At 71.0% G+C, this 13,195-nt stretch carries 14 protein-coding genes and 1 pseudogene; 3 read left to right on the top strand and 12 right to left on the bottom strand.

Translation table 11 applies throughout. The annotated features are described in order from the left end of the window. Positions 1-125, top strand: a pseudogene (locus tag AB0I53_RS30935) (IS110 family transposase); the annotation flags it as partial. Positions 126-203: 78 nt separating this feature from the next. Here AB0I53_RS30935 and AB0I53_RS30930 read toward each other — a convergent pair. The 10 genes from AB0I53_RS30930 to AB0I53_RS30885 form a co-directional block, all read right to left on the bottom strand. Next, the gene (locus AB0I53_RS30930) at positions 204-974 is read right to left on the bottom strand and encodes an SDR family oxidoreductase (RefSeq protein WP_358610709.1); all 771 of its coding nucleotides are present in this window, start codon (positions 972-974) and stop codon (positions 204-206) included. Between the two features lie 10 nt (positions 975-984). Next, on the bottom strand, positions 985-1,734 hold the full coding sequence (locus AB0I53_RS30925; protein ID WP_358610706.1) for a 3-oxoacyl-ACP reductase family protein: 750 nt from the start codon (positions 1,732-1,734) through the stop codon (positions 985-987). Further along, positions 1,731-2,528 (bottom strand): alpha/beta fold hydrolase, encoded by a 798-nt coding sequence (locus AB0I53_RS30920; RefSeq protein WP_358610703.1) that lies wholly within the window; start codon positions 2,526-2,528, stop codon positions 1,731-1,733. Before AB0I53_RS30920 ends, AB0I53_RS30925 begins: the two co-directional genes overlap by 4 nt. Next, positions 2,525-3,307, bottom strand: coding sequence for an aspartate dehydrogenase domain-containing protein (locus AB0I53_RS30915; protein WP_358610700.1), 783 nt, complete (start codon positions 3,305-3,307; stop codon positions 2,525-2,527). The genes AB0I53_RS30920 and AB0I53_RS30915 overlap by 4 nt, the downstream gene beginning before the upstream one ends. Then, positions 3,304-4,239 carry a VOC family protein gene (locus tag AB0I53_RS30910; RefSeq protein WP_358610697.1) on the bottom strand — a complete coding sequence of 312 codons (936 nt, stop codon included), beginning with the start codon at positions 4,237-4,239 and terminating at the stop codon, positions 3,304-3,306. The genes AB0I53_RS30915 and AB0I53_RS30910 overlap by 4 nt, the downstream gene beginning before the upstream one ends. A gap of 199 nt (positions 4,240-4,438) precedes the next feature. After that, positions 4,439-5,482 (bottom strand): aromatic ring-hydroxylating dioxygenase subunit alpha, encoded by a 1,044-nt coding sequence (locus AB0I53_RS30905; protein ID WP_358610694.1) that lies wholly within the window; start codon positions 5,480-5,482, stop codon positions 4,439-4,441. A 2-nt stretch (positions 5,483-5,484) separates the two neighbouring features. Beyond that, a complete protein-coding gene (locus AB0I53_RS30900; RefSeq protein WP_358610691.1) occupies positions 5,485-5,709 on the bottom strand; it encodes a recombinase-like helix-turn-helix domain-containing protein in 225 nt (74 codons plus the stop codon). A gap of 48 nt (positions 5,710-5,757) precedes the next feature. Then, positions 5,758-6,000 carry a hypothetical protein gene (locus tag AB0I53_RS30895; RefSeq protein ID WP_358610688.1) on the bottom strand — a complete coding sequence of 81 codons (243 nt, stop codon included), beginning with the start codon at positions 5,998-6,000 and terminating at the stop codon, positions 5,758-5,760. Between the two features lie 12 nt (positions 6,001-6,012). Further along, the gene (locus tag AB0I53_RS30890; protein ID WP_358610685.1) at positions 6,013-6,951 is read right to left on the bottom strand and encodes a PDR/VanB family oxidoreductase; all 939 of its coding nucleotides are present in this window, start codon (positions 6,949-6,951) and stop codon (positions 6,013-6,015) included. An 85-nt stretch (positions 6,952-7,036) separates the two neighbouring features. After that, entirely contained in the window at positions 7,037-7,558 is a 522-nt protein-coding gene (locus AB0I53_RS30885) for a cupin domain-containing protein (protein ID WP_358610682.1), read from the bottom strand. A gap of 222 nt (positions 7,559-7,780) precedes the next feature. On the opposite strand from AB0I53_RS30885, the gene AB0I53_RS30880 reads away from it, so the two are divergent. Then, positions 7,781-9,259, top strand: coding sequence for an aldehyde dehydrogenase (locus tag AB0I53_RS30880; RefSeq protein ID WP_358610679.1), 1,479 nt, complete (start codon positions 7,781-7,783; stop codon positions 9,257-9,259). A gap of 36 nt (positions 9,260-9,295) precedes the next feature. Here AB0I53_RS30880 and AB0I53_RS30875 read toward each other — a convergent pair whose 3' ends face one another. Next, complete coding sequence (locus AB0I53_RS30875) at positions 9,296-9,829, bottom strand: MarR family transcriptional regulator (RefSeq protein ID WP_358610676.1); 534 nt, start codon at positions 9,827-9,829, stop codon at positions 9,296-9,298. Between the two features lie 606 nt (positions 9,830-10,435). Between AB0I53_RS30875 and AB0I53_RS30870 the strand changes: the two genes are divergently transcribed. Further along, complete coding sequence (locus tag AB0I53_RS30870) at positions 10,436-11,440, top strand: nitroreductase family protein (RefSeq protein ID WP_358610674.1); 1,005 nt, start codon at positions 10,436-10,438, stop codon at positions 11,438-11,440. A 59-nt stretch (positions 11,441-11,499) separates the two neighbouring features. On the opposite strand, the gene AB0I53_RS30865 is transcribed toward AB0I53_RS30870, so the two are convergent. Continuing rightward, positions 11,500-13,140, bottom strand: coding sequence for an ATP-binding cassette domain-containing protein (locus tag AB0I53_RS30865; protein ID WP_358610671.1), 1,641 nt, complete (start codon positions 13,138-13,140; stop codon positions 11,500-11,502). Between the last annotated feature and the right edge of the window lie 55 nt (positions 13,141-13,195).

Genomic DNA, 13,195 nt, shown 5'->3' with positions numbered 1-13,195 from the left:
GCGAAGGGAAGGGCCACAAACAAGCCCTGCTCGCGCTCGCCCGCCGACGCCTCAACGTCCTGTGGGCGATGATCCGCGACGGCCAGCGCTATCAAAGTTCACCTCCCGCCACTGCTGCGGCTTGACATCACGATTGGGAAGTCCTTTCTCTCGTGAGTGCGAAAGCCGGTTCTTACCGGCTTTCGCACTCACGACCGGAGGGCTCAGAGGTAGCGGGCGATGCCGCCGCCGACGTCGATGGCGGAACCGGTGATGTAGGAGGCGTGCGGGGACAGCAGCGACGCGATCGGGAAGGCGACCTCGTCGGCGGTGCCCAGCCGCCCCAGCGGGATGCCGCGGTCGGCGGCCAGTTCCGCGCTCCACGCGGCGAAGTCCGATGTGGAGCCGGACTGCTCGTAGCGGCGGCGCCACTGCCCGGTGTCGATCAGGCCGAGGCACACCGAGTTGACCCGGATCCCGTCGGCGGCTAGCTCACCGGCGAGCGTCTTGGTGAGGTTGAGCAGCGCGGCCCGCGCCGCGGAGGTGGCCGCCAGCCGCGGTTCGGGCTGCCGCGCCAGGATCGCGTTGATGTTGACCACCGATGCGGCATCGGAAGCGCGCAGCCACGGCTGCGCGGCGCGGATCACGTGCAGGACGCTGAAGATCTTCAGCTCCAGCTCGTCGCGCCACTGCCGGTCCGCGGTTTCGGACACCCGTGCCATCAGGGAACGCCCGGCGTTGTTGACCACGCCATCGATCCCGCCGAAGACGTCGGCCGCCTGCGCGACGAACGCCTGCACGGCCGCCTCGTCCAGGACGTCGCAGGCACCGATGTGCACCGGCAGGCCGTCGAGCGCGGCCTTCAGCCGGTCGGCGTCGCGTGCGCAAGCCGCGACGTTGGCTCCCTCGGCGAGCAGCATCCTGGTGGTGGCCAGGCCGACGCCGGAACTCGCGCCGGTCACCACCACGGTGCGGCCGGTCAACCCAAGATCCATCGTTTCCTCCTCATCGGCAGACGAAGCCACCGTCTACGAGCAGCGTCTGGCCGGTGATGTACGCGGCCGCGTCGGACAGCAGGAACCGCACCGCGCCCACGAGATCTTCGGGTTGCTGCGGCCGGGCGAGCGCGCGGTTGATCCGGTACAGCTCGTGCCGTTCGGCCGGAACGGCCTGGGTGGCCTCGCATTCGGTGATGCCCGGGGCGACGGCGTTCACGGTGATCCCGTCGGGCCCGGCGTCGCGGGCCATCGCGCGCGTCATGGCCACGATCGCGCCCTTGGACGCCACGTAGTGCATCAGCCGGGGCGGGCCGTAGAACGCGACGTCCGAGGCGATGTTGAGGATGCGGCCGTCGCCCTTGGCGCGCAGCTGCGGGTAGAGCGCTTTCGATACCAACCAGGTGCCGCGCAGGTTGACCGACATGATCCGGTCGAACTCGTCGGGTTCGATGTCGTAGAAGCACTTCCCGCCGACGCCGTCGGCCAGCGCCGCGTTGTTGACCACCCCGTAGGCGCCGCCGAGCTCGGCCACCCGGTCGGCGAGCCGCTGCACCGAGTCGGGGTCGGACACGTCGGTGTCCACGCGGTGCACCGGAACGCCGTGCTCGGCGAGTTCGGCCGCCGCCCCGGCGGCGAAGCCGGGGTTCCGCTCGGCGATCACGAGATGCGCCCCGGCGGCGGCGAGGTCGTGGGCGATCGCGAGCCCCAAACCGCGGCCGGCTCCGGTGACCACGACCAGTCGTCCGGTGAGCGTCACAGCACGCCTCCCCTGGCGTCGAGTTCGGCGAGGAACGCCCGCACCGCCGCGTTGAACTCGGCGGGGCGCTCCTGATTGGCGGCATGTCCTGCGCCGGGGATCTCGACCAGCCGGGCATCTGGGATCTGCTCGGCCAGCACCCGGCTTTCGGCCACGCCGGTCACGGCGTCCTCGCCGCCGACGAGCACCAGCGTCGGCGTGGTGATCACCGCCAGCTGCGCGGAGTGGTCGGTCGCCGCCATCACCCGGGCGGCGTTGCGGTAGCCGCGCGGCCGGACGCGCGACATCAGCGCCACGACCCGCTCCAGCACCGCCGGGTCCGCACCGGGCGCCACCAGGCGCGGTCCCCGGGCGGCCGCGAACGCGTCCGCGCCACGGGTGGTGAGCTCCCGGACCCGCGCCGCCATCGCCTTCCGGCCTTCGGCCGTCCTGGCCGAGCCGCGCGAGGAGTCCGCGAGGATCAGCGACCGCAGCACCTCCGGTGCCTTGATCGCCACCCGCGTCGCGATCACCCCGCCCCAGGAAACCCCGAGCAGGTGCGCCGGTTCGGCGTCCAGCCCGCGCAGCGCCGACACGACCGCGTCGGCATACGCGTCCAGGTCCGGCTCGCCGGGCAGGTCGGCCGAGCCGCCGTAGCCGGGCGCGTCCCAGGCGATGACCCGGTGGTCGCCGGCCAGCCCGGACAGCTGCGCGTCGAACGCGTCGGCGGCGCCGCCGATGCCGTGCAGCAGCACCAGCGGCGTGCCGCTGCCCGCCACCACGAAGTCCACATCGGACACCTTCGTCCGGATCATGCGAACGCTCCGGTCGGTGCGGCCAGCCGCCCCACGGCGGCCAGCACCGCGTGCGGAACCACGCCGCTGGTGGCCGGATTCGCCGGGGACGGGTGGTTGCGGATCTCGAAGCGGTAGCCGCCCGCGCTGCCTTCGGCGGTGATCACGTGGCTGGTCAGCGGGGCGTTCGGGTCGGCGACGACGGCGGCCTCCACCAGGTCCCAGTCCCCCACCGCCAGCGCGACCGACGCCGCGACGTTGGCCGAGGCCGGGAAGGCGGCGGTGACCGCGCGGGCCGGTGCGCGCATCAGCTCGACCGGCTCGACGGCGGTGCGCAGCCGCTGCGCGGCGGGCTCGTCCATCCACTTCTGGATCAGCGTGGGCGCCTTCTTCGTGGTCACGATGCGCACCGCCGACAGCCCGCCCATCCGGGCGGTCGCCGCGAGCACGTCCAGGCCGCCGATCGCGCCGCTGCACAGGTGCAGACGCCCGGGCCCGGTGTCGCGCAGCTTCGCCAGCAGCGCGTCATCGGCAAGGGCGCCGATGGACACCGCCAGCAGATCCGTGCCTGCGGCCACGATGGACGGCCCGAGCTCGGCGAGCGCGCGTTGGCCCGCGCACTCGACGATCAGGTCCGCCTGCGCGATGGCGGCTTCGACGCCCAGCACCGGCAGTCCCGGCGGGTCGGTGTGCTCGGCGTGCACGACGCCGACCAGCTCGGCGCCCGGCACCTCGCCGTCCTGCACCGCGTGCGCCACGACGCCGCCGATCGCGCCGCAGCCGAGGATCGCCACCTTCATGCCCGCACCAGCTCCCGGTAGCCGGCGTCGGGCTTGCCCGCCATGTGCGCACGCGCGTCCTTGGACGGCGGGCCCGCGGTGCCCCACTGGTCGGAGAGCTCGGCGGTGCGCCGCCACACCCGGCACAGCCAGGCGTCCTCCTCGACCTGCGCGACGTCGGAGGTGTACTCGCAGACCAGCCCGGCCGGATCGGCGAAGTAGGAGAAGGTGTTGGATCCCGGGCCGTGCCGCCCCGGGCCCCACAGCGGGGTGATCCCGTTGTGCTTCAACCGCCCGATGCCGCGCATGAAGTGGTCCATCGACGGCATCTCGTAGGCCACGTGGTTGACCGAGGTCCACTGCGCCTGGTTGAACGCGATCACGTGGTGGTCGGAATTGCACCGCAGGAACGCCATCTGGTGCTCCGACCAGTCCGAGATCCGCATCCCCAGCACGCGCGTGTAGAACTCGCAGGCGGCATCGATGTCGACGGTGTTGAGCACGACGTGCGCCACCTTGCGCGGCACCGCGGGCAGGCCGGCGGGGTCTTGCGCCACGACGGCTTCCACGTTGCAGGACAGCTCGATCAGCCGGCCTTCGGGATCGACGAACCGCAGCCCGTAGCCGCCGCCGATCTGGTCCAGCGGGCCGGGTTCGGCGAGCATCGGGACGCCGAGATCGGCCAGCCGCCGACCGGCCTCGTCGATCTCGGCGGGCGTCCCGACCGCGAAGGCGATCTTGCCCAGCCCGTTCTGCTCGGCCTGCCGCAGCTCGACGATGTGGTGTTCCGAGCCGGTTCCGCGCAGCCACGCGGCTTCCCGGTCGGTCTCCACCGGGGTCAGGCCCCAGACCTCGTGGTAGAACTCGGCGGCCTCGGCGAACCGCTCGGTGCGCAGGCTGACCGACCGCAGCGACCGGAGCCGCACCACCGGTTCGGCATCGGGGAATTGCATGGTGTGCACTCCAATCAGGCACTGTCTTCGAAGGTGCTCTCGGGGTCTTTCGAAGCGGCGAAACCGCTTGGCCCTCCCGCGCAACCGGCACCGCCGCGGGTTCTCAGGAGCCTTTTCTCGAAGACAGCCCAGTTGCCGGAGTCGAGAAGGCTTCTGAGGTTCCGCCACCGGCATGCGGAACACGTTCGGAGACGAGCAATCAGCGAGCGGCCGCGCGGGCGGGTTTGCGTTCGGCGCGTGCGGCGGCTTGGCGCTTGGCTTCCGCGCGCAGCATTCGGCGCAGCCGGACCAGGGCGATGTCGTGCTGGTAGAGGTTCTCCCGCGCCCAGGCGTCGTCGGGCATCGCCTCGGCCATGACGCGGTCCTGCTCCAGCACCTGCCAGTGCCGCGCCTCGATCCGGTTCTTGTACAGGAACCGCCAGCTGTCCCGCTGCCAGCCGCTGACCTTGCGGCAGCGCCAGAAGAACCCGGCGTGCTGGCGCTCGTTGATCGCCGTCACGCAGGCGACGATGGTGAACGGCCCGCCCGGCCCGGCGGTGTCCGGGTACGGGATGTCCAACGTGACCGATTGCAGCCCGCCGGTGTCGAGCCACTCCGACCAGTCGAAGTTGACGCCGCGCTGGTCGGTCTTCTCGAACACGAAACCGGTGTCGGTGTCCCGGATCTGGAACGCCGCCTCCCGTTTCCCGGTGTACATGGTGTGGCTGTTGCGGTGCAGGAACGCGCCGTGCATCGGGTCGAGCAGGTTGTCCAGCGAAAGCAGGTAGGAGGCGTCCCACTCGACGTAGCAGAGGAAGCTGTCCCATTCGCCGCCGGCGATCGGCGCGGGCACCTGCAGCGGAGTCGGCTCGGCAGCCTCATCCGCGCCGAACCAGGCGAAGATCGCCCCGGCGTGCTCCTGCGCGGGGAAGGTGCGCAACGCCTTGCGGCCTTCCAACGCACAACCCGGGCTGCCCGGCACCGACGCCACGACGCCGTCGCCGTCGAGCTGAACACCGTGGTAGTTGCAGGCGATCCGGTCGCCCATGTGCACGCCCAGCGACAGCCGCGCGGCGCGGTGCGGACACCGGTCCTCCTGCACGTGCACAACACCGGAACTGTCGCGCCACAGCAGCAATTCCTCACCCGCGCGCTCCAGCCGGGTCAGTTCGCCTGCCCGGACCTGGCTCGACGGGCACAGCGGGTACCAGCGGTCCCGCAGCCCGAGCAGCAGGAGATCGTCCTCGTTCCGCAGCTTGGTCATCGTCAGATCTCCTTCGCGCCGAGGCGGGCCAGCTCGGCGGTGAACGCCTGCTCGGTCCAGTCGGAGCCGTCGGCCGGGCGGACTCCGGTCTCGTTGAGCGCGGCCACGACGCCGGGCAGCTCGTGCACGCCCCGGCCGTAGATCGCCTCCAGCTCGTCGGCGAAGGCGTCCGCATAACTCGTGGTGGGCCCGAGCCGGGTCTGCACCGGCTCCAAGGTCAGCGACATGTCAGTTCTCCTCCAGTGTTTTCCGGCGGGACACCGGCACCCTGGTCTCTAGCGCAGTGCGGCTCGGCCGAGGTCGGTCAGGGCAGCGGCGACGCGCCGACCGCGCGCGCCGGGCGGGGCCGCGCGCAGCAAGCCGGTCTGCACCAGCTCCCGGGCGCTGCCCTGGTCGCAGCACGGCAGCCCGTCGACGTACAGATCGGGTTCGCAGCTGCAGGTGATCTCGGCGCGGCCACCGGCAACGGCCCGCAGCATGGCCAGTTGCCGGTGGTTGAGCACTGCGATGGCGGTCATGGTCCTACTCGTTCACAAGTCCAGTAGCAGCTCGGCCGAACGGCAGCGGGACACGCAGATCATCATCGTTTCCCCGGCATCCCGTTCCGCCTCGCTGAGCACGAAGTCGCGGTGCTCCGGCTCGCCGCCGAGCACCTTGGTCTCGCAGGTGCCGCACACGCCTTCCCGGCAGGAGTTCGGCACCGGCACTCCGGCGTCGGCCAGCGCGTCGAGCACCGAGACGTCCGGGCCGACGAACACCCGCGTGCCGGACGCCTCGCAGGCGACCTCGAAGCCTTCGTCCGAAGTGGACGCCGGAGCCTCCGGGGCCCGGAACCGCTCGACGCGCAGCACCGACGGATCGGGCAACGCCGATTCCACCGCGTTGATCAGCGGTTCGGGGCCGCAGCAGTACACCAGCGCGCCAGGCGGCAAGTCGGCGAGCTCGGCACCGAGATCCGGCGGTCCGCCGTGCTCGTCGTCGGCGTGGATGCGGACCCGGTCACCACCGATCTCCTGCAGCTGCGGCAGGAAAGCCATGCTCTCGCGCGACCGTCCGCAGTAGAGCATCCGCCAGTCGGCGCCGCGGTCGGCGAGTTCGCCTGCCATGGCCCGCATCGGCGTCACGCCGATGCCGCCCGCGATGAGGAGGTGGCGCTCGGCGGGTTCCAGCGGGAAGTTGTTGCGCGGCCCGTCGACCGTCAGCAGGGTGCCCGCGGTCAACCGCTCGTGCACCCAACTGCTGCCGCCGCGCGAATCCGGCTCGCGCAGCACCGCGACCGTCCAGCTGCGCCGGTCGGCCGGGTCGCCGCACAACGAGTACTCCCGCGTCATCCCGTTGGCCAACCGCAGCGCCAGGTGCGCCCCCGGCTCCCACGCCGGGAGATCTGCCCCGGCCGGATCGCGGAATTCCACCTGCACCACACCGGATGCCAGCCACGTCGTGCTGTGCACCCGAACCCCGTGCGCCATGCTCCTCACCCCGAGCCTTCCTCTGTTCTTCGATGCGGCACCGGCCGCTTGCGACGTGGGCTCGAACCCCCGAAGCGGTCCTGGTTCAGTCGCGGGTGACGCCGTGCATCGGCGAGGTCGCCGGATAGGTCGGCAGCTGCGGCTTCTGGGCGCCGATGACCACGCAGAACAGCGCGTCGGTGTCGCCGATCGCCTTCAGGCTGCGCGGCACCCCGGCGGGCACCCGGATCAGGTCGCGGTAGCCGAGCACGCGGGTCGCGGTCTTGGTGCCGTCCTCGACGTCGTGGACGCTGACCTCCAGTTGCCCCTCCAGCACGAAGAACACCTCTTCCACGTCGTGGTGGGTGTGCTCCGGTCCGATCGCGCCCAGCGGCAGGCGCATGTTGGAGAAGGTGAAGTGCTCCGACGGCAGCGCGCGGCTGTCGCCGTCGTGGTTGCCGGTGGCGCCGGAACCGATGTAGCGGATCTGCGCGCGGCGGAACTCGTCGCCGGCCTTGGCCTGGAACGCGAGGGTGTCCCAGTCCTCGTGCCGGGTCTCCCGCGAGGCGATGCAGGAGTCGATCAGGTCTTCCAGGCCGGTGTGGGTCTTGGCGTCTGCGGCGGGCATCGGAGAACCTCCAGAATCTCTTAGCAGTAAGCGAGCGAGTGGTGAGCAGTATGAGCACGGCGCTGTGACGGCCGCAACCCCCGGCGAGAAATTTCTTTCCAGGTCATCTTGTTTTCGCAGCTAGATGCCGGTTTTCCGAACCTGTCGGCACCGAGTCTTGTTGCCGCATTCATCTTAGTTCTAAGCTAATAAACCAACATTGCTCAGACCTGGAGGTGCAGCATGATGAGTCCCGGGGTGCCGGACGAGATCCACGTCGCGGGCCGCTGGCGGCCCGGCCGCGGCAACCCGCTGGAGTGCGTCGACCCGGCCACCGGCGAGATCATCGCGAAGCTCACGGCCGCCGCGCCGGAGGACGTCGATGAAGCCGCCCGCGCCGGGGCCGCCGCCGCGGCAGCGTCGGACTGGCGTGACCTGCTCCCGCACGAACGCGCCCGGCTGCTCACCCGGGTCGGCGACCTCATCGAGCAGCACGCCGGCGAACTCGCCCTCCTGCAGACCCGCAACACCGGCAAGGCGCTCGCCGAGACGCGCGCGCTGGTGGGCAGCGCGGCAGGCACTTTCCGGTTCTACGCCGCAGCTTTGGAGACCACCGAGACCTCGCTGACGCCGCAGCGCGGCCCCTACCTGACGATGAGCGTGCCGGAACCGATCGGCGTGGTCGGCGCGATCACGCCGTGGAACTCCCCCATCGCAAGCGATGCGCAGAAGATCGCGCCGGCGCTGGCCGCGGGCAACGCCGTGCTGCTCAAGCCCGCCGAAGCCACCCCGCTAGTGTCGCTGGCGCTCGCCCGGCTGGTGGCCGAGGCCGGAGTCCCCCCGGCGCTGCTCTCGGTGCTGCCCGGCAAGGGCTCGGTGGTCGGCGACGCGATCGTCCGGCACCCGGCGGTGGGCAAGGTGTCCTTCACCGGCGGTACCGACACCGGCCGCGCCATCGGCCGCCTCGCCGCCGACAAGTTCATGCCGCTGACCAGCGAACTCGGCGGCAAGTCCCCGACGATCGTGTTCGACGACGCCGACCTGGACCAGGCCGTGGCCGGGATCCTGTTCGGGATCTTCTCCTCCAGCGGGCAGAGCTGCATCGCAGGCTCCCGGATCTTCGTGCCGGAGCGGATCTACCCCGAGTTCGTCGAGCGCCTGGTAGCCGGGGCGCGGCGGCTGCGGGTCGGGCCCGGCACCGACCCGGCCAGCCAGGTCGGGCCGCTGGCCACCTTCGCGCACCGCGAGCGGGTGGCCGCACTGGTCGACCGCGCTCGTGAGGAAGGCGCCAACGTGCTCTGCGGCGGCCGGATCCCCGACGATCCGGAGTTGGCGCGCGGCGCGTACTACCTGCCGACGCTGCTGGACGGGCTGACCAACGACGCGCGTACGTGCCAGGAGGAGATCTTCGGCCCGGTCGGCGTCGTGCTGCCCTTCCGCGACGAGGACGAGCTGATCGCCCAGGCGAACGACACGATCTTCGGCCTGGCCTGCGGGATCTGGACCCGGGACTACCGGCGGGCCTGGCGGGTGGCCCGCCGCATCGACGCGGGCACCGTGTGGATCAACACCTACAAGCAGTTCAGCATCGCCACCCCGTTCAGCGGGATGAAGGCCAGCGGCGTGGGCACCGACAAGGGCCGCGACGCGATCCTGCAGTACACCCGGCAGAAGAGCCTCTACTGGGGCCTCGACGAAGCCCCGCTCCCCTGGGCCACCTGACCGCCCGGTGCCGGCACTGCTCCCCCACCGGGGAGATCACTCGCCGGCGCGCCTGGCGACCGCGTGGTCGAGGGAGCCTTCGAGCCGGCTGAGCAGGTCCGCGAGGCGCTCCTGCTCCGTGGCGGACAGGCCGCTGAGCATCTCGCGTTCGTTGGCGAAGTGGGCCTCGGTGACCTTGTCGGTGAAGGCGAGGCCTTCCTCGGTCAGCTGCACGTGAACGGTGCGCCGGTCGCCGGCGTCCCGCTCCCGTCGCACCAGGCCGGCGGCTTCGAGCTTGTCGACGCGCTGGGTGATGCCGCCCGTGGTCACCAACGCGGCGTCGGCGAGCTCGCCCGCGGTGCGCCGGTACGGGCTGCCCGCCCGGCGCAGCGACGCGAGGATGCTGAACCCGGCCATGGTCAGGTCGAACGAGTGGAAGATCCGGTTCAGCTGGTCCTGGTAGCGGTGGTAGGCGCGGTGCAGGCGGCCGAACACGGCCATGCCGGAAGCGTCGACGTCCGGGACCTCGCGCCGCCACTCCTCCAGCATGAAGTCGACCGCGTCCGGCCGGGACCGGTTGCGTCGGACCACCTTCGCTCACCACCCGAAACTCGACGAACAAGAAGAACTAAGAATAGCAGAGCTAAGGAATTTTCCGTCGAACGTCGACCAGGACCGCAGCACGCACCGAGGGCGGAGCCGTGTCGCATGATCGCCTGGAACTCCGGCCGACCGCGACGCGCCATCCGAGCTCACTAGCCCCAGAGCGACCCGGGACAACCGTCTGTCCACTGCGGACCACCGAGCGCAAAAGAACCATCGGGACGGCAGGATTGGACCTGCGACGCCTGCATCACAGCCTCAACCACGCCGACCAGGACTCCTGGACCGCCGGCTACGCCACCGTTCGCGCGCTGCGGGAAGCCGAACGCACGCTGCGCCGCGGCTTCACGACCGTCCGCGTCCCCGGAGGCCTGGTGCCCGGACCGCGCGTCATCTTCAGCGGCAAGGCTCTCTCGCAGCAGGCTGCCGGAGGCAGGGCCGGAGGTGGTTGTACCAGCCTCGCCAATGTCGCCGCCGCCGTTCGGGGCACTTCGTCGCTCGTGTCCCCGGGGCGTTAGGGCCGTTGGACTCTCGCCGAGCCGGGCGTGACGTGGCCACAGTGACGGCATCGGACGTGCGGACGAGGAGTCGTGCATGCGAACGTTTCCCGCGGCCTTCGGATTGACCTCCGGCCAGCTGGAGCAGGCGATCCGGCTGGCCGGGATGGCTCCATCGCTGCACAACAGCCAGCCCTGGCGCTTCCGGATCCTGCCTCACTTGATCGAGCTGCACGCCGACCCGGGGCGACGGCTGCCGGCCGCCGACCCCGAGGACCGGGAGCTGCGGTTGGCCTGCGGGGCGGCGCTGTTCAACCTGCGCCTGGCCCTCGAACACGCGGACATCCGCCCGGTGGTGAGCCTGCTGCCGCACCTGGGAGCCTCGACCGCACTGGCCGAGGTGCGAAGCGGCGGCCGGGCGCACCCGCGTCCGGAAGACACCCAGCTCTACGAGGCGATCACCGAGCGGCACAGCCACCGCAACCCGTTCCGGGACACACCGGTGTCCATAGAGAACAGGCACCTGCTGGTGAACGCCGCCCACGAAGAGCACGCCTTGCTCCGCGAGGTCCAGGCGGGCGAACGAGGTGCCCTCGAAGGACTGGTGCATCGTGCGAACCGCGCCCAGATGGCCAACGCCCGCTTCCGCGAGGAGCTGGCCGCCTGGGTCGGGCGAGCCGATGACACCACCGAGGGCGTGCCGGCGTCACTGGCCGGTCCCAAGCCCGAGCCCCAGGACCAGTGGGTGCACCGCGACTTCACCGCCGGACCGACGTCGCGATCACCGGGCACCGAGTTCGAATCGCATCCGCTGCTGGTGGTGCTGTGCTCGCAGCACGACAGCCGGGAAGCCGATCTGCGGGCCGGGCAGGCCCTGCAGCGGTTGTGGCTGACCGCGACCGCGCGCGGGCTGGTCGCATCGATGCTCTCGCAGGTCATCGAGGTGCCGGAAACATGCGAGGAGCTCCGGCGGCTGCTGGGCGGGAGCGTCACCCCGCAGGCGTTGCTCCGCATCGGCCACGGCGCACCGTCGGCTGCCACGCCCCGCCGCGATGCCGGAGACATGCTTGTCAACGGCGCCATCGAAGCGTCCGAACCCTGATCACGTATTGGTTCCGCCACCGGCCCGACGAAGTCTCATCGGGCCGGTAGCCGAGTTGATCAGATGGCCGCAACCGGTTCCTCGATCGTGCGCAGTTCCTCGTCGAGCTGCACCCACCGGGTGATGCCGATCGACATGAGGAACGGCACGTCGTGGCTGGCCACGATCAGCGCTCCTTCGTACGACTTCAGGGCCGTGACCAACTGACGTGCACTCGCCATGTCGAGGTTGTTCGTCGGTTCGTCCAGCATGAGCAGCTGCGGCGCCGGTTCGGCGAGCATGAGCGCGGCGAGGGCCGCGCGGAAGCGCTCACCTCCGGACAGCGTCGCCGCCTGCTGATCGGCGCGTGCCCCGGTGAACAGGAAGCGGGCCAGGCGGGCCCGGATCTGGTTGTTGGTCGAACCCGGCGCGAACCGCGCCACGTTCTCGGCGACGCTCAGCTCCTCCGCCAGGACATCGAGCCGCTGGGGCAAGAAGCGCAGCGGTACGTGCGCGATGGCATCTCCCTCCAGTGGTTCCAGTTCCCCGGCGATCGTGCGCAGCAGCGTCGTCTTGCCCGAGCCGTTGCGGCCCACGAGCGCGACGCGTTCGGGTCCGCGCAGGTCGAACTCGCCCCGCACCCCCGCCCCGTGGCGCGGGCGCAGGTCGCGCAGGGTCAGGACGGTTCGCCCGGGCGGCACCGCCGTGTGCGGCAGATCGACCCGGATCTCGTCGTCGTCGCGCACCGCGTCCACCGCTTCGTCGAGCCGCTCCTTCGCCTCGGCGAGCTTCTCCTCGTGCATGATCCGGTGCTTGCCGGCCGAGACCTGGGCCTGCCGCTTGCGCTCGCTCATCACGACCTTCGGCTCGCGCTTGGTGTCCCACATCTTCTGGCCGTACCGCTTGCGCCGGGCCAGCTTGACGTGCGCGTCGGCGAGTTCGCGCTTCTGCCTCCTCAGGTCGGTCTCGGCGACCCGGACCATCCGCTGCGCCGCCTCCTGCTCGACGGCGAGCGCCTCCTCGTACGCGGAGAGGTTTCCGCCGTACCAGCTGATCTCGCCGTCCCGGAGATCGGCGATCTGATCCACCCGCTCCAGCAGCTCGCGGTCGTGGCTGACCACGACCATCACGCCGGACCACGTCTCGACCGCCTCGTACAGCCGTCGCCTGGCGTGCAGGTCGAGGTTGTTGGTCGGCTCGTCGAGCAGCAGGACCTCCGGCCTCGTCAGCAGCAGCGCGGCCAGCCGGAGCAGCACCGACTCGCCGCCGGAGACCTCGCCGATGGTGCGGTCGAGCTCGATGTGGCCCAGCCCGAGTCCGGCGAGCGTGGCCACGGCGCGCTCCTCGACGTCCCAGTCATCGCCGATCGTGGCGAAGTGCTCCTCCCGCACGTCACCGGCGTCGATGGCGTTGAGCGCGGCGCGGATCTCGGCTATGCCCAGGGCCTCGTCGACGCGCATTCCGGTGTCGAGCGCGACGTTCTGGGGCAGGTAGCCGACATCGCCGGATACGCGAACCGCGCCGCCGGTCGCCGCGAGCTCGCCGGCCACCAGCTTCAGCAGAGTCGATTTTCCCGACCCGTTGAGCCCGATGAGCCCGGTGCGGCCGGGTCCGAACGCCGCCTGCAGGCCGTCGAAGACCCGGCTGCCGTCCGGCCAGACGTAGCTGAGCCCGGTGCAGGCGATGGCGGCGATGCCGGGCAGGCGCAAAGAAGTAGACATGAGGGCCTCACGGTTGCTCGAAGTGAACGGTGTGGATGCAACGCGTTCGAGACGC

The organism is Saccharopolyspora sp. NPDC050389, assembly GCF_040655595.1.
Taxonomy (GTDB): Bacteria; Actinomycetota; Actinomycetes; order Mycobacteriales; family Pseudonocardiaceae; genus Saccharopolyspora.
The sequence above is the reverse complement of the archived record's forward strand: the minus strand, read 5'-3'. Positions and strand labels throughout refer to the sequence as shown.

Excerpts from the sequence above, each read along its gene's own strand:
- AB0I53_RS30900 (WP_358610691.1), bottom strand. The coding sequence starts at position 5,709 with ATGTCGCTGACCTTGGAGCCGGTGCAGACCCGGCTCGGGCCCACCACG.
- AB0I53_RS30910 (WP_358610697.1), bottom strand. The coding sequence starts at position 4,239 with ATGCAATTCCCCGATGCCGAACCGGTGGTGCGGCTCCGGTCGCTGCGG.
- AB0I53_RS30920 (WP_358610703.1), bottom strand. The coding sequence starts at position 2,528 with ATGATCCGGACGAAGGTGTCCGATGTGGACTTCGTGGTGGCGGGCAGC.
- AB0I53_RS30930 (WP_358610709.1), bottom strand. The coding sequence starts at position 974 with ATGGATCTTGGGTTGACCGGCCGCACCGTGGTGGTGACCGGCGCGAGT.
- AB0I53_RS30905 (WP_358610694.1), bottom strand. The coding sequence starts at position 5,482 with ATGACCAAGCTGCGGAACGAGGACGATCTCCTGCTGCTCGGGCTGCGG.
- AB0I53_RS30870 (WP_358610674.1), top strand. The coding sequence starts at position 10,436 with ATGCGAACGTTTCCCGCGGCCTTCGGATTGACCTCCGGCCAGCTGGAG.
- AB0I53_RS30865 (WP_358610671.1), bottom strand. The coding sequence starts at position 13,140 with ATGTCTACTTCTTTGCGCCTGCCCGGCATCGCCGCCATCGCCTGCACC.
- AB0I53_RS30880 (WP_358610679.1), top strand. The coding sequence starts at position 7,781 with ATGATGAGTCCCGGGGTGCCGGACGAGATCCACGTCGCGGGCCGCTGG.
- AB0I53_RS30895 (WP_358610688.1), bottom strand. The coding sequence starts at position 6,000 with ATGACCGCCATCGCAGTGCTCAACCACCGGCAACTGGCCATGCTGCGG.
- AB0I53_RS30890 (WP_358610685.1), bottom strand. The coding sequence starts at position 6,951 with ATGGCGCACGGGGTTCGGGTGCACAGCACGACGTGGCTGGCATCCGGT.
- AB0I53_RS30915 (WP_358610700.1), bottom strand. The coding sequence starts at position 3,307 with ATGAAGGTGGCGATCCTCGGCTGCGGCGCGATCGGCGGCGTCGTGGCG.
- AB0I53_RS30885 (WP_358610682.1), bottom strand. The coding sequence starts at position 7,558 with ATGCCCGCCGCAGACGCCAAGACCCACACCGGCCTGGAAGACCTGATC.